Source organism: Bradyrhizobium sp. SPXBL-04 (assembly GCF_051853035.1).
GTDB classification, from domain to species: Bacteria; Pseudomonadota; Alphaproteobacteria; order Rhizobiales; family Xanthobacteraceae; genus Bradyrhizobium; species Bradyrhizobium zhanjiangense.
This window is the reverse complement of record NZ_CP182472.1, coordinates 6,617,361-6,638,574: the sequence shown is the minus strand read 5'-3', so window position 1 is coordinate 6,638,574 and position 21,214 is coordinate 6,617,361. Positions and strand designations below refer to the sequence as shown.

General features: G+C 64.3%; 22 protein-coding genes. 9 read left to right on the top strand and 13 right to left on the bottom strand.

The features are described from left to right. Window positions 1-119 precede the first annotated feature (119 nt). The 5 genes from ACNJX8_RS31935 to ACNJX8_RS31915 form a co-directional block, all read right to left on the bottom strand. Entirely contained in the window at window positions 120-536 is a 417-nt protein-coding gene (locus ACNJX8_RS31935; protein ID WP_439358034.1) for a DUF2946 family protein, read from the bottom strand. Window positions 537-864: 328 nt separating this feature from the next. After that, window positions 865-2,928 (bottom strand): hypothetical protein, encoded by a 2,064-nt coding sequence (locus tag ACNJX8_RS31930; RefSeq protein WP_439358033.1) that lies wholly within the window; start codon window positions 2,926-2,928, stop codon window positions 865-867. Window positions 2,929-2,995: 67 nt separating this feature from the next. After that, window positions 2,996-5,809 carry a DUF4159 domain-containing protein gene (locus tag ACNJX8_RS31925; RefSeq protein ID WP_128955366.1) on the bottom strand — a complete coding sequence of 938 codons (2,814 nt, stop codon included), beginning with the start codon at window positions 5,807-5,809 and terminating at the stop codon, window positions 2,996-2,998. Next, a complete protein-coding gene (locus ACNJX8_RS31920) occupies window positions 5,806-6,750 on the bottom strand; it encodes a DUF58 domain-containing protein (protein WP_128935622.1) in 945 nt (314 codons plus the stop codon). Before ACNJX8_RS31920 ends, ACNJX8_RS31925 begins: the two co-directional genes overlap by 4 nt. Then, on the bottom strand, window positions 6,750-7,748 hold the full coding sequence (locus tag ACNJX8_RS31915) for an AAA family ATPase (protein WP_128935621.1): 999 nt from the start codon (window positions 7,746-7,748) through the stop codon (window positions 6,750-6,752). The genes ACNJX8_RS31920 and ACNJX8_RS31915 overlap by 1 nt, the downstream gene beginning before the upstream one ends. 286 nt (window positions 7,749-8,034) lie before the next feature. Between ACNJX8_RS31915 and ACNJX8_RS31910 the strand changes: the two genes are divergently transcribed. From ACNJX8_RS31910 to ACNJX8_RS31890, 5 genes are read left to right on the top strand one after another with little or no spacing between them, the layout of a single operon-like run. Then, entirely contained in the window at window positions 8,035-8,646 is a 612-nt protein-coding gene (locus tag ACNJX8_RS31910) for a DUF1285 domain-containing protein (protein ID WP_128935620.1), read from the top strand. Then, the gene (locus tag ACNJX8_RS31905) at window positions 8,643-9,314 is read left to right on the top strand and encodes a CoA pyrophosphatase (protein ID WP_439358032.1); all 672 of its coding nucleotides are present in this window, start codon (window positions 8,643-8,645) and stop codon (window positions 9,312-9,314) included. Before ACNJX8_RS31910 ends, ACNJX8_RS31905 begins: the two co-directional genes overlap by 4 nt. Next, the gene (locus ACNJX8_RS31900; protein ID WP_439358031.1) at window positions 9,311-9,574 is read left to right on the top strand and encodes a DUF6111 family protein; all 264 of its coding nucleotides are present in this window, start codon (window positions 9,311-9,313) and stop codon (window positions 9,572-9,574) included. Before ACNJX8_RS31905 ends, ACNJX8_RS31900 begins: the two co-directional genes overlap by 4 nt. A gap of 10 nt (window positions 9,575-9,584) precedes the next feature. After that, window positions 9,585-10,841, top strand: coding sequence for a CCA tRNA nucleotidyltransferase (locus tag ACNJX8_RS31895; protein ID WP_439358030.1), 1,257 nt, complete (start codon window positions 9,585-9,587; stop codon window positions 10,839-10,841). Continuing rightward, window positions 10,838-11,605: a sulfite exporter TauE/SafE family protein gene (locus ACNJX8_RS31890; protein ID WP_128938060.1), complete on the top strand. Its 768-nt coding sequence runs from the start codon at window positions 10,838-10,840 to the stop codon at window positions 11,603-11,605. Before ACNJX8_RS31895 ends, ACNJX8_RS31890 begins: the two co-directional genes overlap by 4 nt. Window positions 11,606-11,654: 49 nt before the next feature. On the opposite strand, the gene ACNJX8_RS31885 is transcribed toward ACNJX8_RS31890, so the two are convergent. Further along, a complete protein-coding gene (locus tag ACNJX8_RS31885) occupies window positions 11,655-12,218 on the bottom strand; it encodes a hemerythrin domain-containing protein (protein WP_439358029.1) in 564 nt (187 codons plus the stop codon). 297 nt (window positions 12,219-12,515) lie between these two features. Here ACNJX8_RS31885 and ACNJX8_RS31880 point away from each other — a divergent pair, with 297 nt between their 5' ends. After that, window positions 12,516-12,695: a hypothetical protein gene (locus ACNJX8_RS31880; RefSeq protein WP_128935614.1), complete on the top strand. Its 180-nt coding sequence runs from the start codon at window positions 12,516-12,518 to the stop codon at window positions 12,693-12,695. 180 nt (window positions 12,696-12,875) lie between these two features. Further along, window positions 12,876-13,103, top strand: a complete 228-nt coding sequence (locus ACNJX8_RS31875; protein ID WP_439358028.1) for a hypothetical protein — start codon at window positions 12,876-12,878, stop codon at window positions 13,101-13,103. A 98-nt stretch (window positions 13,104-13,201) separates the two neighbouring features. On the opposite strand, the gene ACNJX8_RS31870 is transcribed toward ACNJX8_RS31875, so the two are convergent. The 3 genes from ACNJX8_RS31870 to ACNJX8_RS31860 form a co-directional block, all read right to left on the bottom strand. Beyond that, window positions 13,202-13,531 carry a GcrA family cell cycle regulator gene (locus ACNJX8_RS31870; RefSeq protein WP_128938058.1) on the bottom strand — a complete coding sequence of 110 codons (330 nt, stop codon included), beginning with the start codon at window positions 13,529-13,531 and terminating at the stop codon, window positions 13,202-13,204. Between the two features lie 39 nt (window positions 13,532-13,570). Beyond that, the gene (locus ACNJX8_RS31865) at window positions 13,571-13,741 is read right to left on the bottom strand and encodes a hypothetical protein (protein WP_164939190.1); all 171 of its coding nucleotides are present in this window, start codon (window positions 13,739-13,741) and stop codon (window positions 13,571-13,573) included. Window positions 13,742-13,889: 148 nt separating this feature from the next. Then, entirely contained in the window at window positions 13,890-14,201 is a 312-nt protein-coding gene (locus tag ACNJX8_RS31860; protein WP_091894301.1) for a hypothetical protein, read from the bottom strand. Window positions 14,202-14,491: 290 nt separating this feature from the next. On the opposite strand from ACNJX8_RS31860, the gene ACNJX8_RS31855 reads away from it, so the two are divergent. Both ACNJX8_RS31855 and ACNJX8_RS31850 read left to right on the top strand, forming a co-directional pair. After that, the gene (locus tag ACNJX8_RS31855) at window positions 14,492-15,286 is read left to right on the top strand and encodes a dienelactone hydrolase family protein (protein ID WP_439358027.1); all 795 of its coding nucleotides are present in this window, start codon (window positions 14,492-14,494) and stop codon (window positions 15,284-15,286) included. Window positions 15,287-15,380: 94 nt separating this feature from the next. Then, a complete protein-coding gene (locus ACNJX8_RS31850; RefSeq protein ID WP_439362005.1) occupies window positions 15,381-16,388 on the top strand; it encodes an ABC transporter substrate-binding protein in 1,008 nt (335 codons plus the stop codon). Between the two features lie 587 nt (window positions 16,389-16,975). On the opposite strand, the gene ACNJX8_RS31845 is transcribed toward ACNJX8_RS31850, so the two are convergent. The 4 genes from ACNJX8_RS31845 to ACNJX8_RS31830 all read right to left on the bottom strand — a co-directional run bounded on the left by ACNJX8_RS31845 (window position 16,976) and on the right by ACNJX8_RS31830 (window position 20,946). Then, complete coding sequence (locus tag ACNJX8_RS31845; RefSeq protein WP_245509148.1) at window positions 16,976-17,722, bottom strand: C13 family peptidase; 747 nt, start codon at window positions 17,720-17,722, stop codon at window positions 16,976-16,978. Window positions 17,723-18,095: 373 nt separating this feature from the next. Beyond that, entirely contained in the window at window positions 18,096-18,860 is a 765-nt protein-coding gene (locus ACNJX8_RS31840; RefSeq protein WP_439358026.1) for a substrate-binding periplasmic protein, read from the bottom strand. An 8-nt stretch (window positions 18,861-18,868) separates the two neighbouring features. Continuing rightward, window positions 18,869-19,204: a c-type cytochrome gene (locus ACNJX8_RS31835; protein WP_128937540.1), complete on the bottom strand. Its 336-nt coding sequence runs from the start codon at window positions 19,202-19,204 to the stop codon at window positions 18,869-18,871. Between the two features lie 56 nt (window positions 19,205-19,260). After that, window positions 19,261-20,946 (bottom strand): pyrroloquinoline quinone-dependent dehydrogenase, encoded by a 1,686-nt coding sequence (locus ACNJX8_RS31830; RefSeq protein WP_128938343.1) that lies wholly within the window; start codon window positions 20,944-20,946, stop codon window positions 19,261-19,263. Window positions 20,947-21,214: the final 268 nt, after the last annotated feature.

Below are 21,214 nucleotides of genomic sequence, written 5' to 3'. Positions count from 1 at the left end.
CGCATGATGGTCCGTTGATCGGAGGCGGCCTGCCGTCGCAGCGCGACGGAATTCGACTTCAACTTCTCCCAGGCATTCGCCGCCATGCGGCGAGGCTGGGCGTGATCAAGCGTTGGAGGTCAGGAGGCGGGAGGGGCACGGGGCTGGAACGCCGTGCCGGTCGATTTCAGATGGATGAATTCGGCATCGGTGGTGCGGTGGAGCAGTTCGATCGCCCGCGGCAGCAGCAGCACCGGCGGCGTCGCGAACACTATTGTGCCCGCCATCGCGACGACGGCGCAGATCGCGCAATTGTCGTCGCCGGGATGCTCGCGGTCAGGACGGGCGGGCGATTGCTTCTGGACCGCGGCGCGGTCCATCGCAGCAACGCCCTTGGCGATGTCCTTGGCGCTGTCCGTCTGCTGCAGCGAGGATTGGGCGAGGGGCGCGGCCTGCGCGAACCAGTGGCTGTGGCCGAACGTCAGCGCGAACTGCACCAGCATCGCGAACAGCGCGAGCCGGGCACCGTGCCTCACATTTGACCGAAACCATTTCATCCGAAAGCGCCCCACACCGCGCGGCCAATCCCCTGGCATCGCGGCGTTACAATGTAACATCGCCCGATCGATCAGCGGATGTCAACGGCGGGCGGACCGGCGCGCGCAGGCCGCCGACCCGATGTGTCGTTCCGGCAACTAGAGTGGATTGAGATTAGGCCTGATGCAGCAACGCAGAAGGTGCGCTCCCTCTCCCGCTTGCGGGCGAGGGTTGGGGAGAGGGTGTCTCCGAAAGGCGAGACCCCCTGTTTGGAGAGAACCCTCACCCGGCGCTTCGCGCCAACCTCTCCCGCAAGCGGGAGAGGTTGAACGAGCCCCGATCAAGAGATCACCGCCCCTCGCGGACCCAGGTCGCGGCGAAGGCGCCGAGCAGCAGCAACAGGCCGATCAGGCCGGCGAAGATGGGCAGCACGCCGACGCCCTTCACGACGCTGGCATCGCGCATCCGCACGCCCATCCAGCCGTCGCCGTGGAAGACGCTGGTGGAGCGCACCGGCAGGATGCGCGGCAGCTCGACGCTGGAGCCACTGGCCACGCGCACGGCGTTGCCGCCGGTCGCCTGGGTCAGCGGCTTCAACGTGTCTGTGGTGGAGGTGACTTCCGAAAACTCCTTCGGATTGGTCGGGCCGACATTGATCAGCGCCTTCAGCGTGCCGTCGGTGGCCTGCCACAGGCCGAGCTCGTTCGCCGGCAGGCTGGCGCGCCACTCGCCGGGATCGCCGGGGCTGAGCGTCAGGTCGTGCGACACGCCCGACGGCGAGGTCACGTTCACCGGCTGGACGCTGTCCGACATGGTCTGGCGCACCACCACGAGATCCTTGCCCTGCACCTGGAGGCGCAGCGCTTCTTCATCGAGATCCGGCTGCTTCATCAGCCAATGCGACGTCCGCCTCAGCAGGTCGAGATGCGGGCCACCGCCCTCATAGCCGCGCGCCCACAGCCAGATGTGATCGGACAGCAGCAGCGCGACGCGGCCCTCGCCGAAGCGCGACAGGAACAACAGCGGCTTGCCGTCGACGCCGGTCATGACCGGCGGATTGACCGCGTTGCGGGTGTCGACGGTGCGGAAGAACCGGCTCCAATGCGGCGGCTCGGATCCCGAGCCCTCCAGCCCGCGCGTGACGGGATGGCGTTTGCCGATGTCTGACAGATGCGCATAGAACGGCTTTTCCGTCACGCCGACGGGCTCGGCCGGCAACACCGAATCCAGCGGCGTGCGCCAGATGCTGGTGTTGGAGGCGTAGTCGGGGCCGGCCGAGACCAGCACCGCTCCGCCGGAGCGCACATAGCGCGCGATGTTGTCGAAATAGGCGATCGGCAGTACGCCCTGGCGGGCGTAGCGGTCGAAGATGATCAGCTGGAATTCGTTGATCTTCTGCTGGAACAGCTCGCGGGTCGGAAACGCGATCAGCGACAATTCGTTGATCGGCGTGCCGTCCTGCTTCTCCGGCGGACGCAGAATGGTGAAATGCACGAGATCGACGCTGGCGTCGGACTTGAGCAGATTGCGCCATGTGCGCTCACCCGAATGCGGCTCGCCCGAGACCAAGAGCACGCGCAGCTTGTCGCGCACGCCATCGATGGCGACGACCGCGCGGTTGTTCACCGGCGTCAATTCTCGCTCGAGCGGCGAGGCCTCGATCTCGACGATGTTCGGACCGGCATGCTTGATGTCGACGTCGACGCTCGCGGCCTGGCCGCTCGACAGCGTGCGCTCGTTGATGACCTCGCCGTCCCTGCGGACCGTGACCTTGGCACGCTCGCCGGAGACCCCCTGGTCGTCGAGGCGGTAGCTGATGGTCTGGGTCTGCCCGACGATGCCGAAGCGCGGTGCCGCCGTGATCGCGATGCGGCGGTCGCGCTCGTCCTTCTGTCCGGTGACCAGCGCTTGTACCGGCGCCTGGAAGCCGAGCGCGGCGGCGTTCGCCGGAATGTCGTGGACGCGGCCGTCGGTGATCAGGAACGCGCCGGCGACGCGGTCGACCGGCACGTCCGACAAGGCCGAGGCGAGGGCGCCGAACAGTTTCGTGCCGTCTGTCTCGCCGTCGGCCTGTCCGGCATCGACGACGCGGACTTCGAGGCCCTTGATCTTCTTCAGGCTGTCGACCAGCGCTTCCTGCGCTTGCGCGGCCTCGCGATTGCGGTTGCCGAAATTCTGGCTCGGGCTCTTGTCGACGACGACGGCGGCGACCGAGGTGAGGGGATCGCGGTCCTCGCGGGTGAAGGAGGGATTGGCGAGCGCCAGCAGGAACAGCGCCAACGCGGCCACACGCACGGCGGCGCCGCGTGCGCGCGCCAGCAGCAGCACGAGCGCGACAATGACGATCGCAGCCAGCGCAAGCCAGAGGACGATCGCGGGAACAAGCGGCGTGAACGCGATGCCGTAATTCATATCGCCCTTCTATTCGTTGTGAGCATGATCTTCACGGAAAACCGGTTCCCACTTTTCCGGATCATGCTCATTGCCCGAGCCGTTCGATCAGGGCTGGTGCGTGCACCTGGTCGGCCTTGTAGTTGCCGGTCAGGGTGTACATCACGATGTTGGCGCCGGCGCGGTAGGCGAATTCGCGCTGGCGGGTGTCGCCGCCGGTCACCGGCAGCATGGCCTGGCCGTCGGGCCGCACCGCCCAGGCGCCGGCTAGGTCGTTCGAGGTGATGATGATCGGCGAGACGCCGTCGCCGCCGCGCGCCGGCCGCTGCGCGCTGTCCTCGTCCTCGTCGCGCGGCAGCGTCTCGACCCAGGTCTGGCCGGAGACGAAGCGGCCGGGGAAGTCGCGCAGCAGGTAGAAGGTCTTGGTCAGCACGTGCTCGCGCGGCACCGGCTCGAGCTCGGGCACGTCGAGCGAGGACAGGATCTCGCGCAGCGTCTGCATGGCCGGGGTCTGCGCCGCGCCGTTCGCGCCGGGCGGTGCTTCGATCGCGTCGCGGGTGTCGAACAGCACGGTGCCGCCCTGCTTCATGTAGGCGTCGATCTTGTTGATGGCATCCTGCGGCGGCTTGGGCGCCCCGGGCACGATCGGCCAGTAGATCAGCGGGAAGAAGGCGAGCTCGTCGCGCGCGGGATTGACGCCGACGGGGTCGCCGGCCTCGAGCGCGGTGCGCTGCGCCAGGAACAGCGTCAGCCCGTTCATCCCCGCCCTGACGATGGAATCGACGTCGGCATTACCCGTCACGACATAAGCGAGGCGGGTCTGCGACACCGCCTTCATGGCGAACTCGTCCGTGACGCCGTCGGCGCGCGCCGGCGTCGGCGAGAGCGCCGCGACGCCCGCGAGCACCAGGGCAAAGATGATCATCGCTGGCGCAGCGCGGCGGCGCAGCAGCGCGGCAATCCCGCCGCCGAGCAGCGCGACGATAATTGCGTCGATCAGGAACAATGCCAGCGCCGTCGACAGCAGCCAGCCGCGCAAGTCGCGCGGCTCGGCATTGGTGTAGGTGGCGTGCCGGGCGCGCAGGCTCGCGGTGTTCAGGGCTGCGATGCGGTCGGCGGCGGCAAGCGTGTTCACGGCGAGTGGTCCTTCGGCCGGACCATAGAAGCCCGGCGGATGATCGGGTGTGGCGCGGTCGCGATAATCTGCCGGCAGCGGTTTTGCGGTGGCCGGCGGCGGGCCGAACGCGCCGAAACCGTCGAGGATGTGCAGTGGCGCCACCGTCTCGGCGGTCGTCTCGGCCGCGACCCCAGCGCCGGGCTTGGACGTGTAGCCGGACATGTCGACCACCCGCCGCAGCATTTCGACGAAGGTGCCTGACATCGGCAGATCCGACCAGCGCATGTCGGCGCTGACGTGGAACAGGCTGACCAGCCCCTTGCCGCGATGCTCGCCCGTCACCAGCGGCGTGCCGTCTTCCAGCGAGGCCCAGCTCTTGGTGGCGAGCACCGCGTCGGGCTCGGCCAGCACCTGGCGGCTCACGGTGACGTCCTTGGGGGCCACGACGCCGGCAAACGGACCGTCGGCGGCGAAGGAGGCGAGATGCTGCGGCTTCTCCCAGGTCAGGCTGCCGCCGAGCGTGCGGCCGCCCTTGCGCAGCTTGACCGGCACGAGATCGTCTTCGGCCTGCGCCAGCCGGGGCCCTGCGAACCGCACCAGCACGCCGCCCTGATCGATCCAGGCATTGAGGCGCTCGCGCAGCTCAGGGGCGATGGTGCCGACATCGGCGAGGATGATCATCGGCAGCTTCTGGTCGAGGAACTGGGTGATGCCCTGCTGCGGCGAGCCCTTGTCGGCGAGCCGCACGTCGGCGAACGGCGCCAGCGCGCGGGTGAGATAGAAGGTGGGCGCCAGCAGCGGCTGCGCGGTCTCGCTGGTCGAGCCCGAGACGATGCCGATGGCGCGACGGCGCCAGCGCTTGTCGAGCAGCTGCACCGCGCCGGCGGAGCGCTCGCCCGAGATCTCTAGTCGCGTGATGTCGTTGCGCAGCTCGACCGGCAGATCGAACGCCGCATCGGTCTCCTTGTCCTGCGGGCCGAATGAATAGCGGGCTTCTCCGATCGGCGAGGCCTTCTGGTCTAGCGCGCGCACGGTGCCGACGGCGATGCCGCTGTCGGTGCGCAGCACCTTCACCGTCATCCTGGCGGCGGCGTTCTCGGCCGCGACCAGCGCCAGCGGCGCCGAGGTGCCGCCTTCGAACACGGTCAGGCTGCGATCGCCGATGGTCTTGCCGAGGCCAGCCACGAATTCCTCGCCGCGGCCGGTGTCGACGCCGTCGGACAGCCAGGCGATCTCGCAGTCGCCGGTGGCTTTGAGGAAACGATCGATTGCGGGCAGAGTCTCGACGCGGTCGATCGAATAGGGCTTTGGCGCAAGCTGCCGCAGCGCGACGCGCGCTGCACCCGCCGGCATCAGGGTGATGTCGCGGTTCGGCTCGGACAGCGGCACCAGCGCGATGGCGCGGCGGTCATTGTCGGCGTTGGCGATCAGCTCGTCGGCGGCCCTGATCCTGACGTCCCAATGCGATGCCGCGCTCCAGCCGTCGTCGAACATGATCATCAGCGGCGCCTTGCTGCCGGCAAGACCCGTCTGCGGATTCCAGATCGGGCCGGCGGCGGCGAAGATCACCAGCGCCGCCGCGAGCAGGCGCAACGCGGTCAGCCACCACGGCGTCCGCGAGGGCGTCTCTTCGCGCGGCGCGAGGTCGAACAACAGCCGCGTCGGCGGAAATTCGATCCGGCGCGGCCGCGGCGGCATCACCCGCAGCAGCCACCACAGCACGGGCAGGCTGACGAGGCCGATCAGGAGCAGCGGTTCGGTGAAGGCGAGCGGCAATCCCATCATGCGGCCGGCCCCGCCTTGATCGTCGTGGTGCGTGCGCCCGACTTGCTCACCTGCAGGCCGGCATGCAGGAACAACAGCAGTTCGGCGGCCGAGCGGTCGGTCGCGTGCGTGGTGAACAGCCAGTCGAGCTTGTTGGTCTCGGCGCGGATCTGGTCGCGGTGCAGCGTGAGCCGCGCCGTGTAATCCTGCACCCAGCTCTCTGCCCGGCCGGCGGTGATCACGCCGAACCCTTCCGGCTCGACGAACTCGATGCGGCCGGAGTACGGAAACGACTCTTCGGCGGGATCGACGATCTGCACCATGGTGCCATGTGCGCCGGAGCCGGAGAGCCCTGCGAGCGTGGCCCTGATCTCGGAGATCGGCGACCAGAAATCCGACAGCACGATGGTCTCGGCAAGCGCCGAGGGCACGAAGGACGGCGGCAGGCTGAGGCGTTCGGCATCGTCATGCAGCATCGCCTGCGCCATCTTGTCGATCACGCTGCGGCTCGCGGTCGGCGCCATCAGCCCGGGAATGCCGACGCGTTCGCCGCCGGACACCAGCAGCTCGGCCAGCGCGAAGGCGACGATCAGCGTGCGTTCGAGCTTGGATTCGCGCGCGGTCTTCGAGGCGAAGGCCATCGAGGGCGAGCGGTCGGGCCAGATCCAGACCGTGTGCGCGGCCTCCCACTCCTGCTCGCGGACGTAAAGATGGTCGTCACGCGCCGAGCGCCGCCAGTCGACGTTCTGCGACGGCTCGCCCGAGACGAAGCGACGGTACTGCCAGAAACTTTCGCCGGAGCCGGCGCGGCGCCTTCCATGCAGGCCGTGGATGACGTTGGCGGCGATACGGCGGGCCTCGAGCACTAGGCGCGGCAGCGAAGCGGCGAGCGTGCGGCTTTCGCCATCGGCACGTCGGATCGCTATGATCTCCTTTGCTGTGTGCCCGTTCTCTGCCGCCATCAACCGATCCGTGTCTTCAATTGCCGGATCACGTCCGGAATCGTGCGTCCTTCGGCGCGCGCCTGGAACGTCAGCGCCATGCGGTGCTTCAGCACGGGCTCGGCGAGGTCGAGCACGTCGTCGACCGAGGGCGCGAGACGGCCGTCGATCAGCGCACGCGCGCGCACAGCCAGCATCAGCGATTGGCTGGCGCGCGGGCCGGGTCCCCACGCGATGAACTTGCCGGCTTCGCCGGCGTCGGGACCCGGACGGGCCGAGCGCACCAGCGACAGGATCGCCTCCACCACGGAATCGCCGACCGGCAGGCGGCGGATCAGCCGCTGCGCGGCGATCAGCGCATCGGCGGTCATCGATCCCCTGGCCAGCGTCTCCTCGGCGCCGGTGGTCTCGAACAGGATGCGGCGCTCGGCGTCGCGATCGGGATAGTCGACGTCGATCTCCATCAGGAAGCGGTCGAGCTGCGCCTCGGGCAGCGGATAGGTACCTTCCTGCTCCAGCGGGTTTTGCGTGGCGAGCACGTGGAAGGGCTTCGGCAGGTCGTGGCGCGCACCGGCAACCGTGATGTGCTGCTCCTGCATCGCCTGCAGCAGCGCCGACTGCGTGCGCGGACTGGCGCGGTTGATCTCGTCGGCCATCAGGAGCTGCGCGAACACCGGACCTGCAATGAAGCGGAACGCACGCCTGCCCGCGGTGCTCTCGTCTAGCACCTCGGCGCCGAGAATGTCCGACGGCATCAGGTCGGGCGTGAACTGGATGCGCTTGGCATCTAAGCCGAGCGTGACGCCGAGCGTCTCGACCAGCTTGGTCTTGGCGAGGCCGGGGACGCCGATCAGCAGCGCATGACCGCCGGAGAGGATGGTGACGAGCGTGTTCTCGATCACGCGATCCTGGCCGAAGATGACGGATGCGATCGCTTCCTTCGCCGCGCGAATCTGGCCCGACACCTGCTCGGCCGAACGGACGATACCGTCCTCGAGTTTCTCGACACTTTCCGCCATTCGCTCGCTCCTTCAGCCTGCCACGCGGCTTGCCTGCGCCGTCACGTCAGCACTTCACCTCAGCACATCACGTCAGGTCATCCGTCGGATCATGGGCCCTATGCTAGACTTGCAGGAAGGCCATGTATTCGTTGAATTAACCTATCCCCACCTTATCGGCTTCGGGTTATGTACGGCATCACGAAGTGGCGACCTCGCACACCGGACTCGTCCGGAGTGGAACCGCTCACCGAGGTACAACGTAGACCTGCACCAATCGTGCCAAATGACAAAGTCAGGGCAAACCATGGCGAACCAAGGGCAGAGTGCCGATCGCGGTCTCGAGGGGCTGACTGCCGCCGCCAAAAGCGCTGCCAATGCCGAGGGCGCCAAAAAGGGCCTGCCTCCGGTGCATCTATGGAATCCGCCGTTTTGCGGGGATCTCGATATCCGAATCGCCTCTGATGGTACTTGGTTTTACATGGGGACGCCAATCGGACGTCATGCGCTGGTCCGCCTGTTCTCCACCATCCTCAAGCGCGAGGGCGACAAGCATTTCCTGGTCACGCCGGTGGAGAAGGTCGGCATTCGCGTCGACGACGCGCCGTTCATGGCGGTCGAGATGCTGAAGCACGGCGAGGGCAGCCACCGCGTGCTGAGCTTCCGCACCAATGTCGACGACTGGGTGACCTGCGATGCCGCGCACCGGCTGCGCTTCGAGCAGGCGAAGGATGGCGGGCTGACGCCCTACTTGCATGTCCGCGCCGATCTCTGGGCCAAGGTCACCCGTGCGCTCTATTACGATCTGGTTGACATGGGCGAGGAGCGGATGGTCGATGGCCAGCCGATGTTCGGCGTCGAGTCGGCCGGCGAATTCTTCGCCATGGCTGACGCGGAGCAGGTGAGGGCCGCGCTTTGAACAAAACTATCCTGAAGACCGATCCGGTTGCGCTCAGCGCGGCGGATTTCTTCGCCCGCTCCAGGGCCAGGCTCGGCTTCGACGTCCCGCCCGGCCTCTATGATCCGAACATCATTCCCGCCTCGGGCGATCCCGGCACCGACAAGATGCTGGAGATCATCGCGCGCGAGCAGCCGGTGCGGCCGGCGGCGGTCCTGATCGCGGTGGTCGACCATCCCGAGCCGACCATCCTGCTGACGCAGCGCTCGGCGCACCTCAACGACCATGCCGGCCAGATCGCCTTTCCCGGCGGCAAGATCGACGCGACCGACTCCTCCCCGCTCGATGCGGCGCTGCGCGAAGCCGAGGAAGAGGTCGGACTGTCGCGGGACTTCGTCGAGCCGATCGGCTATCTCGATCTCTACGGCACCGCCTTCGGCTTCCGCATCCTGCCGACGGTCGCGAGGGTCAGGCCGGGCTTCAAGCTCACCATCAACCATTCCGAGGTTGATGACGCGTTCGAAGTGCCGCTATCCTTCCTGATGAACCCGGTGAACCACCAGGTGCACAGCAAGGAATTCCGCGGCATGGAGCGGTTCTATTACGCGATGCCGTTCGCGGAACGCTACATCTGGGGTGCGACAGCGGGTATGCTGCGTGTGCTTTATGAGCGGATCTATTCATCATGATCCGGCCGGTTCTGACCGAGATCGGAATCTTCCTCATCCCCTTTGCCGTCTATGCGCTGTTCCTGGCCGCCACCCGGACCGGCCTGTTCGCGCGATCCTCCTGGCCGGTTGCGATCGTCGCGCGCCTTGCGCTGGCGGCGATCGTGCTGGTGATCGCAGGGTTGATCGGCCTCGCGCATTTCTCCGGCGCGGCGCCGGATTCGACCTACGTTCCCGCCCATATCGAGCACGGCAAGCTCGTGCCGGGCGTGGAAAAATAGGGGCCGACGGATGATCGCGGAGCCTTTACTTGCCCATGCGCCCTGGCTGACCGCAGGCGGGACCGCGCGCGTGCTGCAATTGCTGGGCGCGGACGGCGAAGAGGCGCGGGTGGTCGGCGGCGCGGTGCGCAACGCGCTGCTCGGTCTTACGCCCGGTGACATCGACATCGCGACCACCGCGTTGCCGGACGAAGTGATGCGGCGCGCCAAGGCCGCCGGCATCAAGAGCGTGCCGACCGGCATCGATCATGGCACCGTCACGCTCGTCATCGACGGGCATCCCTACGAAGTGACGACGCTTCGCGAGGACACCGAAACCTTCGGCCGCAAGGCCAAGGTCGCATTCGGCCGCGACTGGGTGAAGGACGCCGAGCGGCGCGATTTCACCATGAACGGCCTGTCGGTCGATGCTGATGGCGTCGTGCACGACTATGTCGGCGGGATCGCGGACGTCAGAGCGCGTCGCGTGCGCTTCATCGGCGATCCCGGCCAGCGCATCGCCGAGGATTATCTGCGCATCCTGCGTTTCTTCCGTATCCACGCCGCCTTCGGCGCCGGCGAGCCAGACCGCGACGGCTATCTCGCCTGCATCCGGGGACGCGCGGGGCTGGCTAACCTCTCGGCCGAGCGGGTGCGCATGGAGATGCTCAAGCTGCTGGTCGTCGGCGGTGCGTCGGCAGCGGCGCTGGCGATGGCCGAGGGCGGATTGCTGCAGGCGCTGACCGGGGGCGTCGTCTATACAGGTCCGCTGTCGGCGATGATCGCGATCGAGTGCGAGCTCGGCCTGCCGGCGAATGCAACGCGGCGCCTGGCCGCGCTGACGGTCGCCGTGACCGAGGATGCCAAGCGCATCGCCACGCGCCTGCGGCTCTCCAATAGCGAGACCAAGGCGCTGGATTCGATGGGGCACCGCTGGTGGCGCTTGGCCATCAAGGACGAGGCCGACGCACGCCGGCTGCTCTATCGCCTCGGCGCCGAGTGCTATCACGATCGCGTGTTGCTGGCCTGGGCGCGGGCCGGCGGCGACATCGGATCGTCGCGATGGCGTGCGCTCGCCGAGCTGCCGCAGCGCTGGACTGCGCCGAAATTTCCGCTGAAGGCCGCCGATTTCATCGCGCGCGGCATGGCGGAAGGGCCTTCGCTCGGACATGTGTTGACGCTCGCCGAGGACGCTTGGCTTGCGGCGGATTTTCCACTAGAGCAAGCCGCGCTCGCTTCCATCGCCGATCAAGCTGCGGCACGCGTCAGCCGCGATGAGAAAACGTGACCATCGTCTCAGGCTTCGCCGACATCTCGATTCTTCAGCTCCTGCTGGTCGCGTTGATGGCGTTGTTGGCTTCGATCATCGGTGGTCTCGCCGGTTACGGCACCGGCGCCTTGATGCCGCTGGTGCTGGTGCCGCTGGTCGGCGCCGAGCCCGTGGTGCCGATCATCGCGATCTCCGCCATCTTCACCAATTGCAGCCGCGCCATCGCCTATCTGCGCCATGCCGACCGCCGCCGCGCGCTGATCGTGCTTCTCTGCGCGGCGCTGACGACGGCACTCGGCGCCTATGGCTACACGCGGCTGACCAATGCGGGCGCGGCGCTCGTGATCGGCTCCATGCTGATCCTGAGCGTGCCGCTGCGCCGCGTGCTGCGCCGCCGTGAGGTCAGGATCGGCGACACCGGCCTTGCCGCCGGTTCGATCGGTTACGGCGTGCTGGTCGGCGGCACCTCGGGCTCCGGCGTGATCCTGCTATCGCTGCTGATGGCCGCCGGGCTCGAAGGCGCGGCGGTGATCGCAACCGATGCGATGATCTCGCTCGGCACCGGCCTGATCAAAATCTCGGTGTTCGGCCTTGCCGGTGCCGTGACCGCGCAGGTGCTCGCCTTCGCGCTGCTGATCGGCGCGATTGCGATCCCCGGTGCGTTCCTCGCAAAAGCCTTCGTCGAGCGGATGCCGGTGCACATCCACACCGCGATCTTGGACCTCGCGGTGATCACCGGCGGGCTGGTGATGATCTCGGCGGCGGCGAGGCAGCTGACCTGATACACGGCCGAGGCATTGATATCTTCGATTGTGCACCGGTGGAGCGCTTCTAACGTCGTCCGACCTCAGACTCGTGCTCCATCTGCAAGATGCGCTCTCGGAGCGCGCCGAAGGTCTCTTCGGCAGCCTCGCTAAACAGCGGATCCTCATGATCGATTGAGGTCGAAGCGATTTCGCTCCAATCTGCAGGCTTTAGAGCCTTGAGAGCGGCAGGAAAGAAATCGCGGTCTTCAATCATGATGTGGCGCCGCTCGCTCTCTATGAAGTCGCGAACGATATTGTCCACGTTTTGCCGGAGGATTTCCCGCTCCGACAGGACACCGTCGATCGCCCGAGCAACGCGGCGCAATCGATCGGTCCCCTTTTGGTGCTCAAGTCTCAGGTTGCCGACGCTTGCCGCCGCAGCCGGATCCCGAAGCTCTAGCTTGGCAAGGACCAGCTCCTCCAGGGGATGATGGTAAATCTCGGGATAGAGTTCGAAGTAGCTGATGATTGCGCGAATGACCTCATAGTCGGGGTGGTCGCCGCGATCGAAAATCTCAAGCTCGTGCTCAAGCACGGCGAGCAGCGTCTCAATATTGCGGTGTTCTTGGGATAGGCGCTCAATGATCATTGTGGCCTCCAACGAACCATTGAATGATCAAAGCTATCCTGAAAGCGATTCAGAATCTTGCGCTGGATCAAACCCGGGGGACCGGGTCGCCGGGCTGAACAGCCCGCCCGGCATCTGGCTGCACTCGACCGGCGCAGCACCTCGCGCAGGTCTCGCGGAACAGATCGCCTTCCATGCCATCCAAAGGCAAAGTCCTCCTCCTTCACTCCCGCAACCGTCCGCGCCGGCCGCCAATTTCGTGCCTGCCCCGCCGAAAAGGGGTAGAGTGCCCCAGGGTCACATCCGAGGAGCAACACCATGACCCAACTCCCCGAGCTGGTTCCGGCCGAGATCGACCGGCACGTCTTCGCGATCATGCCCGACACGATGCCGCCCCGAGATCCTGATGACGACGAAGAGGATGAGGAGGAAGAGCAAGACGATGAAGAGAACCAAACCGACGAACCGCCGGTCGTGCGCGAGCCGGACGAGGACTAAGCAGGACGCTTAGACGTCGCCTGAGTTTCGGTGAGTGCGATCCCCAGCCTGCGTGCGGCGCGCTGGTGTGTCCGGCGGCTTCCAAGGTCGGTCTGATTCCGAGAGCAGCGGGCAGGCGCTGAATGGACCACGGTTCTCGGCGCAGCAACCTATCGGCGTTCGCAGGTAGAGGAGGTGAGCATGACTCTCATATGGCTTGGTGTGCTCCTTGTTTTCGTCGGCGTACTCCAAATGGCGTTTCAGCCCATCTGGCGAGGCCGATTCAGCGGTGGAAAGTGGCTTCGCTCCGGGCGTGACACGCTGGAACCTGAAAGGCCAGGTAGCGGCTTCGGCATCAAATCGAACTGGCCTGGGCTCGTGATGGTCGTGCTTGGCGGCGCTTTCTTGCTGGCCGGAGCTGCCATCTGAGTTGAAAGCAGACGAAGGCTTGGGAAGCTACACGGCGGAAGAACCCGTCGAACCGGGCCAGGCACTGACGGGAGCGCAACGACGTTCGTGGTGAGCTCTTAGCCCGTGTTTCTGACCGCCTCAGCCAGCATGGCGTAAAGCTGCTGCTTGCTGAATTCCTTGGGCTGCTGCCTCTCCGCTGTGTTCCGCGACACCTTCTTTGCGACTGGACGGGCGCAGGCTGCCGACGACGTCGGCCTCAGCTTCGGGGCCGGCCTTATCTTGGGTCTTGCCGTGGGCGGCTTGTGGCCGCGCTTCAGGCCCTGACGAGTCAGCATGCCGCAGACCGCGTTACGACTGCACCCGAGACGGCGCGCGATCTGCGCTGCGCTCTGTCCTGCGGACCAGAGCCTAGTGAGGAGCGCTATGTCTTTCGCATCCCAGCCCATGGCAGATATTATAGCGCCGACTGTCGAGCACGCGCTAGCCTAGTCTTCGTCCGGCTCGCGCACGACCGCCGGTTCGTCATCGTCCTCTTCGTCGTCTTCCTCCTCCTCGTCTTCATCGGGATCTCGTGGCGGCATCGCAGTGTCCATAAGCACGAGCGGTGTCCAGCCGATTGCTGTGATGGAAAATGCTTCGGAGGTGTGTTGCTTCATGTCGTTGTGCTCCCCAAGCGCGTGCAGTCACATATTCCTGGCCGACGACATGCAGATGCCCAGGGCGTGATCGCCGCAAACGCGACGGGGACATCAGGTCGACATGAGTAAGGGGCGACACCCGCCACGCAACTGCTGAGGTTTTCGGCTACTTGATGCCCGAGGGCCCATTAGGCTCGATGTTCACCAAAACCTCGCCGGCAGCGATTTCGGGAACTCCAAGATCGAGGTCATGCAGACTGGCTTGAACAAACGCGAGTATCTTGGCGTTCGCCGCATTGGCGCTTTCGCGGTCGTCAAATATCATCACGGCGATACCGACACCGTCGCCGGCATCCAGCACATGGTAAGATCTGAAGCCGTGCGATTGCCTGAGGATCTCGCCGACGCCGCTCTTGGCGCGGCGGGCGGCGTCCGCGACCGAACGAACCTTGGTGTACTTGCGAATGACCATGTACATGAGGCCACCACGCGCCACTCGCCCCCACCCATCAAAGCATATCGCTCTCGGTCGGACCAGAGCCTACTTTCCGAGATGGGCTACAGCGCCCGGTTGGGCGGACCGCGCAACGCGCCTTTGCGTCATCCAGCGACCAACCGCAATGTCGGCACGCGCCGCCTCAAGCTGGAGGTCCGGAAACTTGAAGTTTAGGCGCAGCCACCGAGGGCACCTGCACGGGTTTCAAACCCTGGCGCAGGAGTCGCTGGTATGCCAATGTTAGTCTTGTGCCAAACCCGCGGGAGGTCAGCATGCGAACGAACATAGTGGGAGCACTTTGCGCCATCGCCATGGTCGCGAGCGCACACGCAGCGGTCAGGGAAGAGCCGGTCACCTACACGGATGGCCAGACCACGATGAAGGGCTTCGTTGTCTACGACGACGCGACCCAGGCGAGGCGGCCCGGCATCGTCATGGTGCCCGAATGGTGGGGCATCACCAAGCATATCCATAACGAGGCACGGAAATTCGCACAGCAGGGCTACACGGCGTTCATTGCGGACATGTACGGCGACGGCAAGACCGCCGACAACCCGAAGGACGCCGGCGCGCTCTCGGGATCCGTGATGAAGGATCCGAAGGTGATGGAGGCGCGCTTCAACGCAGCGCGGGAGCAACTCGCCAAGCAGAGCTCGGTCAATCCCCAGCGGATCGGCGCAGTCGGTTACTGCTTCGGCGGCGCGGTGGTGCTGAACATGGCACGCGCCGGCGCTGATCTCGCCGCCGTTGCGGGCTTTCACGCAACGCTTGGTCTCAACACTCCTGCACCGGCGCCGGGAACCGTCAAATCTAAAATCCTCATTCTGAACGGCGCGGACGACCCGTTCGCGAAGCGCGAGCAGTACGATGCGCTCAAGAAGGATTTCGACGCAGCGAAGGCCGATTATCAGGTTATCGAGTATCCCGGCGCTGTGCACGCGTTCACGAACCCCGAAGCGACCGAACTCGGCAAGAAGTTCAATTTGCCGCTCAGATACGACGCCAAAGCTGATCAGGAAGCGAAGGCGGAAGCCGCCAAGTTCTTCGCCGCAAACCTTCAAAAATAATCAAAAGGGCCACCGCAGGGTGGCCCTTCCTGTGGCTTTGGCCTCGGAATAGGTCGGACCGCATGCTTCGGGTTGGGAGCGTCGGGGAGTGGCGATGCAGCGACGGGAGTTCATCAAGCTTCTGAGCGGTGCGACAGCGGCTTGGCCGCTCCCAGCTTGGGCGCAGCGGGCTCCGCGGCAGCACCGCATTGCGTTTGTTCATTCGGGCATTCCCGCTGGTCAGCTGACGGAGACTGCCGGCCCCTTCTGGGTGCGGCGGTTTCATGAAACGCTGCGCGGGTTGGGCTATGCGGAAGGAGCCAATATCGTCGTCGAGCGTTATTCCGCAGAGGGGCGCTCCGAACATTTTGCGTCTCTTGCCGCCGCCGTCGTTGGCCGCGACCCGCAGGTGATCGTTGTCAATCTTAACGATCTCGTCGAAGCGTTCGCGGCGGCCACCACAACGATACCGATTGTTGCGATCATGGGAGATCCGGTCGCGACAGGATTGGTTGCAAACCTCGCGCATCCCGGAGGCAACCTTACGGGTGTCAGCATCGATGCAGGCTACGAAATCGTCGCCAAGCGCTTGCAAATCCTGAAGGAGGCGGTGCCCTTGGCCGCCAAGGTCGCTTACCTGACGTCGTCCCGTATCTTTATCGACACCTCACTCGGATTGTCGCTTCAGAAAGCTGGGCAGGGCCTGGGCATCGTGCTGACCTGGAATTTCCTCCCGGAGGTAAATGACGCGCAACTCCGTCGCGCCTTTGCCGAGATGACGTCACAGCAATTCGACGCTGCCATGGTTGACGCGAGCGGCACCTTTTTGGCACGACGCGCCTCCATTGCCGAACTCGCCGGGAAACTTCATATTCCGATCATCTATCCCTTTCGCGACTATGTGGATTCAGGTGGGCTGATGAGCTATGCGCCGGATCTGGGCGAGCTTGCCCAACGCCTTGCCATTGACGTGCATCAGGTCCTGAACGGGACCAAGCCGGGCGACATCCCGATCTATCGGCCCAACAAATTCCAGTTGGTCATCAATCTGAAGGCTGCCAAGGCGCTCAGCCTCGAAATGACCCCGACACTCCTCGCCGGCGCCGACGAGGTCATTGAATGATGTCCGCTTGTGGCCCGATCCTGCCTAGCTCGATGCCGGTCCAAGCGTCGGCTGTTGGGTGTAGACCGGAAGGGGCTCGCAACGGTGTAGACTGCCGATTTTGACCCAGGGCGGACATCCGATCGGAGCACGAGTAGCGGCTAGCTAGCATCCGCTTTGATCGCCAACGGACCACGCCATTTGATCCTTCAATTTTGAAAAACATTCGTCGCATACCCACTCGTAACCAGCACCAAGTTGGTAATCCGGTCCTGTGGTGTAGCCTTCTCTCAAGGTGTCCGGCATGGTGTCAGAGAACTTGGCCCAGCAAGCCGCACAATGGTCATGGTCCCAATCGAGCTTAGGGCGCGTCCAGATCGAACGACGCCAAGTCAATCCCCTCAGAGCGTCAAGGTAGTCAAGCTTCTCGGTCACGTTCACTCGGAAAGTCGCGTCAGTTTGCATTTCCTATATCAGTCTAAGCGCAGGATGTCGCCTATTGGCCCGAATGCGAAGCCTAGGGGGCCGCCAAACAGTCTGCTTATCGGGGGTGACCGGAAACGGCGATACGCCTGCGAGCAATAGCCTCTGCGCTCGCGGCCGGTTGCTTAAGGGCGTCCGACAAGCAATGGCAGCACGTCTGCACCGCCCGCCATGAGCGGATTCGACGGCTCGAAATGTTCCCGCAATTCTCGCTTCCGGACGAGTGAGCGCGCATCGAGAAACGCATCCTTCAGGCTGACGGCTTTCCGGAGCGCGACATTGAAAAAAGCGTCGCCAAAATAGGTCCACTTGGCCTTGTCCTGGCAGCCGAATGACGGATGCTTGTCATCGGCCGCGGTGATGACCAGCACATCGGGACTCGCCAGGCGCGGGATAAAAACTCCGGAATAACAAGCCGAGATGACCACCACCTTGTGTCGCACACCAGTCTTCGCGAGCATGTCGCGGAGACGAGATGGTGTAAGCGTTTCTGTGAGCCGCCCCGCCTTGATTGCAAGGCCATCAGGAGAGCCATGCGAGGTGAGAATCAAAAAGAGAACGTCTTTCTCGGGATCCAAGCGGTTGGCGGCCGTCTGCAACGACTTGGTCAGAGCTTCGATCGTTGCACGTCCCCCTTTCTTGGAATTGTACTCCACGTTGATCGGTCCAGTCTCGAAACGGTCGGCCACGACCTGAGCCGCGCCGGTCGCCTCGGATCTAAACACGCCTTGATCCCCGTAAAGACCAAAGGACACCACGCCAACCTTTGCAGCGTCCTCAATCGCATGTACCGGAGGGACCAACGGCCAGATGGTCAGAAAAAAAGCGACGAGCGGCGCGCCGAGCCGCCTGATCGAGGACCTGGAGGTCATCGCGAACCTCGTTTCGAGATCGCCGCTACAGAATTGCGGCTCAACACAAAATAGCGGAAAGCCAGTGAATTTCCATCCTTGGGAATGGCACGTGCAATATGGCCCGTTTGAGACGAGCCGACGCGCGGTAACGATGTCTGTTTATAGGGGGAGGGCGGAAGTCGTCGGCACCGGCCAAACCGACGCGAATGCCCCAGAGACGACCTGCCGAATCCAGAGCAATCGGGCCAACAAAATCCCCGGGGGTGCGATGCCGAAGGCTGGCACTCCTTTGTGCACGAGGCTGTTTGAGACGAAGTTGAACGTCAAGATATGGTGAACATCATCCAATGAATTCCGTTTGCTCCGTCAGTTCTTGCGCCGGGAGCCCTGCTCATTTTGGCGACCGCAATTCGACATTGTAATGCGCGTAGATCCGCGCGAGGGTGCCGTCGGCGAGCAATGCTTCAAGGGCTGCGTCGAGTCCTTGCCTGAGCTTCTCGTCTGGGCTGAGCATCCCAACAGCGACATTCCAGTTCAAGTCGGGATCGTCTTCGAAAGCAGGAATGCGGCGCACGTGCGCATCGGGATGAACTTGGTTGAACCAACCAATTGCGGCGGGTGTAACCGCCGCGGCGTCGATCTCGTTCTTGGCAAGCGCGTCCATGATTTCATCTTCGAAGACAAACGGAGAGGTTTGGACGCCTCGCTTGCTGAGTGTCATGGAGGCGATCGAGCCGACCTGCACCCCGACGCGCTGACCAGGCCTCAAATCCGCCAGCGACGCCGCGCCAGAGTCGGCCCGGACGGCCAACGCGACCCCGCTGCGCTGATAGGGCCGCGACATGCGCAATCCCACCTCCGCCAGCGCCGCGGGGTTCGCGATCGCATCCATGATGATGTCGCAGTCCGCGCGGCGGTACTGAAAGCTGTTGACGACCCAGTGCTGCTCCAGCGCGACCTTCAACTGCTTCGCCAGTTCACGGGCGATCTCGACCTGGAATCCGGGGTCGACATCACGCTTGCTGGCAAACGGCAACGCATTGGGGTGTGCGCAAAGCGTGAGCGCCCCGCGTGTACGAATCGCCTCCAGCGAGCGCGCGCTGGCACCGGTGGCTCCGAGCAGGATCAAAAGGCCTACGAAAACGCTTTGGCGCATCTCCGGCCTCATTCTTCCAGATTTCGGATGTAGGCCAGGATCGCCATGATCTGGCTCTCCGAAAAGGCGCCTCCGAAGGCGGGCATGGCTCCGGGCTTACCCTTCTTGATCCGCTCCACGATAAAATCGTCGCTGCGCGCCGTACCCGCGAGCTTCGGCCCTTTGCCGGCGGCGCGGCCGCCGTTCTCGTGACAGAAGCCACACGAGGTCGCGAACATCGTCCCGCCCTCGATATCGGTTTCGCGGGCCGATTGATCCTGCTTGGGAGCCTGGCTCTGCTGCGCAAAGAGGCCGAAGGGCAATGACAACGCAATGCCGGTGATGAGAAGAATCGACTTCAACATTGGCATCTGGACCGGAGAGACAGGGGGCGACTGCACCCTGGCTCTCCTCACCATTCTTATTGTTTCAGCGTGAAGACAACGAGCGCACCGGCGTCCTTCGGCATGCTCGTAAAGGGTTCGCCGAAAAGGGCCGGGAACTCGTCCGCCACCATGCCGCCCCAACCGGCCGGCACTGCGATGTATTGCTTGTCGCCGGCGCTGTAGCTGATGATGCCGCCATTGTGACCGACGCCATTGAAATGCGACCACAGTTCCTGTCCGGTCTCCGCATTGTAAGCACGCAGCACACCACGCGAGTCAGGCACGAACACCAGATTGCCGGCCGTCGCAAGCACGCTCGCCAGCGGAGGCTCGTCGAAATTGACCTCCCATTTCTTCGCACCAGTCACGGGATCACGTGCATCAAGATGACCGCGCGCCGCTCCGTCCGGCGGCGGAACGAGCTTGAAATTCGCGCCGATATTGAGCTGCGCCATCGGCTCGGTGATTGGCGTGGTCTTTATCACGTCCACATCCATGCACCATTCCTGGGCGAGCTTGTACCACAGGCCTGTCTTCGGGCTGTAGGCACCGGAGTTCCAGCTGACGCCGCCGGCAATCGCCGGACAAAGCGGCTCGCTCGCTTTCCCGAGAGTCAAGTCGCGTCGGCCGATCAGTTCGCCGGTTTTCGGATCGATATCCTTGACGAAATTGATATTCTTCGCGATCCGCCACACGTTCTGCACCTTCCCATCGGCGCGGTCGTAGACGAACACAAAACCACCCTTGTTCGGATGCACGACGAGCTTGCGGCCGTCGCGGTCGATCATCACGAACTCACCGACTGCCGAGTCGAAATCCCATGCATCATGGGGCAGCTCCTGATGATAGAATTTCAGCTTGCCGGTGTCGGGATCGAGCGCGATGACCGAAGTTGTGTAGAGATTGGTGCCTGGCCGCGGTCCGCTGTTCTTCCAGTCCGCCCCGGACCAGTCGTAAAGCGGTGCAGGATTGGCCGTTCCCCACCAGACGGTGTTGGTTTCAGGATCGTAGGTGCCGGGCATCCATGCGCCGCCCCCGCCGGTGCGCCAGGAATCACTACCCCAGGTGGCCTTGGCTTCCTCGGTGCCGGCGACGGTGAAGAATTCCCATTTCTTCTTGCCCGTCTTGATATCGACTCCGAACAGCGGACCGCGCGAGGTCCATTCGCCGCCCTGGCTGCCGATGATGACGGTGTCCTTCACCACCAGCGGCGCACCCGTGAAGCCGACCGTGAGCTTCTTGGAGTCGACCAGATGCGTGTTCCACACCTCCTTGCCGGTTTTCATGTCGAGCGCGATGAGATGCCCGTCGACGGTGCCAACGAAGACCTTGCCATCGCCGAGCGCGACACCGCGGTTGTACGGTGAGTGCGTCTGCATCGCGACGAGTTCCTCGTCGAGCACCGGAAAGTGCGACCAGATCATCTTGCCGGTTGCCCCGTCGAGCGCATAGACGCGGCTATAGGACCCCGAATAATAGAGCACGCCGTCAGCAACGAGCGGCATCGACTGCAGACCGCGCGTGGAACGTCCGGGCATATGGATCCAGGCGACCTCGAGATTCTTTACATTGCTTGCATTGATTTGATCGAGCCCGCTGTAGTGATACGATTTATAGCCGCCGTGATAGGTCAGCCAATCACCTGGGTTCTGCTCGGCCGCCTCGATGCGAGCGGAATTGATCTCTGACGGCGCGATCGCCCAAGCTGATGGTGCAAGCATAGCGGCCAGTGCGGCAGCATAGGTAAGGTGCCTTGTACTGACTGTCATTGTTCTGCCTCCCTTATTGTATCGTACATCCAACATGCAGTCTGCTGCGGCCTCTTGCAGAAGCTGCCTCATCCGTGCAGCTCGTCTCCTGACCTCGGCGAGGGGTGCAGACACCAGACGGTGATCGCTGCGGTCGAATGTATTCGTTCAGCAGCGCCGTAGCATCACGATGAATTCAACTCTCAAAGTAGTACGGGCGCAAGCGATGTAATTTGGCAGC

What these genes read in the sequence shown, in the direction of transcription:
- ACNJX8_RS31860 (WP_091894301.1), bottom strand. Translation starts at nt 14,201, where the DNA reads ATGTACATGGTCATTCGCAAGTACACCAAGGTTCGTTCGGTCGCGGAC.
- ACNJX8_RS31870 (WP_128938058.1), bottom strand. Translation starts at nt 13,531, where the DNA reads ATGGGCTGGGATGCGAAAGACATAGCGCTCCTCACTAGGCTCTGGTCC.
- ACNJX8_RS31875 (WP_439358028.1), top strand. Translation starts at nt 12,876, where the DNA reads ATGACTCTCATATGGCTTGGTGTGCTCCTTGTTTTCGTCGGCGTACTC.
- ACNJX8_RS31925 (WP_128955366.1), bottom strand. Translation starts at nt 5,809, where the DNA reads ATGATGGGATTGCCGCTCGCCTTCACCGAACCGCTGCTCCTGATCGGC.
- ACNJX8_RS31895 (WP_439358030.1), top strand. Translation starts at nt 9,585, where the DNA reads ATGATCGCGGAGCCTTTACTTGCCCATGCGCCCTGGCTGACCGCAGGC.
- ACNJX8_RS31910 (WP_128935620.1), top strand. Translation starts at nt 8,035, where the DNA reads ATGGCGAACCAAGGGCAGAGTGCCGATCGCGGTCTCGAGGGGCTGACT.
- ACNJX8_RS31855 (WP_439358027.1), top strand. Translation starts at nt 14,492, where the DNA reads ATGCGAACGAACATAGTGGGAGCACTTTGCGCCATCGCCATGGTCGCG.
- ACNJX8_RS31880 (WP_128935614.1), top strand. Translation starts at nt 12,516, where the DNA reads ATGACCCAACTCCCCGAGCTGGTTCCGGCCGAGATCGACCGGCACGTC.
- ACNJX8_RS31850 (WP_439362005.1), top strand. Translation starts at nt 15,381, where the DNA reads ATGCAGCGACGGGAGTTCATCAAGCTTCTGAGCGGTGCGACAGCGGCT.
- ACNJX8_RS31935 (WP_439358034.1), bottom strand. Translation starts at nt 536, where the DNA reads ATGAAATGGTTTCGGTCAAATGTGAGGCACGGTGCCCGGCTCGCGCTG.
- ACNJX8_RS31920 (WP_128935622.1), bottom strand. Translation starts at nt 6,750, where the DNA reads ATGGCGGCAGAGAACGGGCACACAGCAAAGGAGATCATAGCGATCCGA.
- ACNJX8_RS31835 (WP_128937540.1), bottom strand. Translation starts at nt 19,204, where the DNA reads ATGTTGAAGTCGATTCTTCTCATCACCGGCATTGCGTTGTCATTGCCC.
- ACNJX8_RS31930 (WP_439358033.1), bottom strand. Translation starts at nt 2,928, where the DNA reads ATGAATTACGGCATCGCGTTCACGCCGCTTGTTCCCGCGATCGTCCTC.
- ACNJX8_RS31885 (WP_439358029.1), bottom strand. Translation starts at nt 12,218, where the DNA reads ATGATCATTGAGCGCCTATCCCAAGAACACCGCAATATTGAGACGCTG.
- ACNJX8_RS31840 (WP_439358026.1), bottom strand. Translation starts at nt 18,860, where the DNA reads ATGCGCCAAAGCGTTTTCGTAGGCCTTTTGATCCTGCTCGGAGCCACC.
- ACNJX8_RS31915 (WP_128935621.1), bottom strand. Translation starts at nt 7,748, where the DNA reads ATGGCGGAAAGTGTCGAGAAACTCGAGGACGGTATCGTCCGTTCGGCC.
- ACNJX8_RS31900 (WP_439358031.1), top strand. Translation starts at nt 9,311, where the DNA reads ATGATCCGGCCGGTTCTGACCGAGATCGGAATCTTCCTCATCCCCTTT.
- ACNJX8_RS31845 (WP_245509148.1), bottom strand. Translation starts at nt 17,722, where the DNA reads ATGACCTCCAGGTCCTCGATCAGGCGGCTCGGCGCGCCGCTCGTCGCT.
- ACNJX8_RS31865 (WP_164939190.1), bottom strand. Translation starts at nt 13,741, where the DNA reads ATGAAGCAACACACCTCCGAAGCATTTTCCATCACAGCAATCGGCTGG.
- ACNJX8_RS31830 (WP_128938343.1), bottom strand. Translation starts at nt 20,946, where the DNA reads ATGCTTGCACCATCAGCTTGGGCGATCGCGCCGTCAGAGATCAATTCC.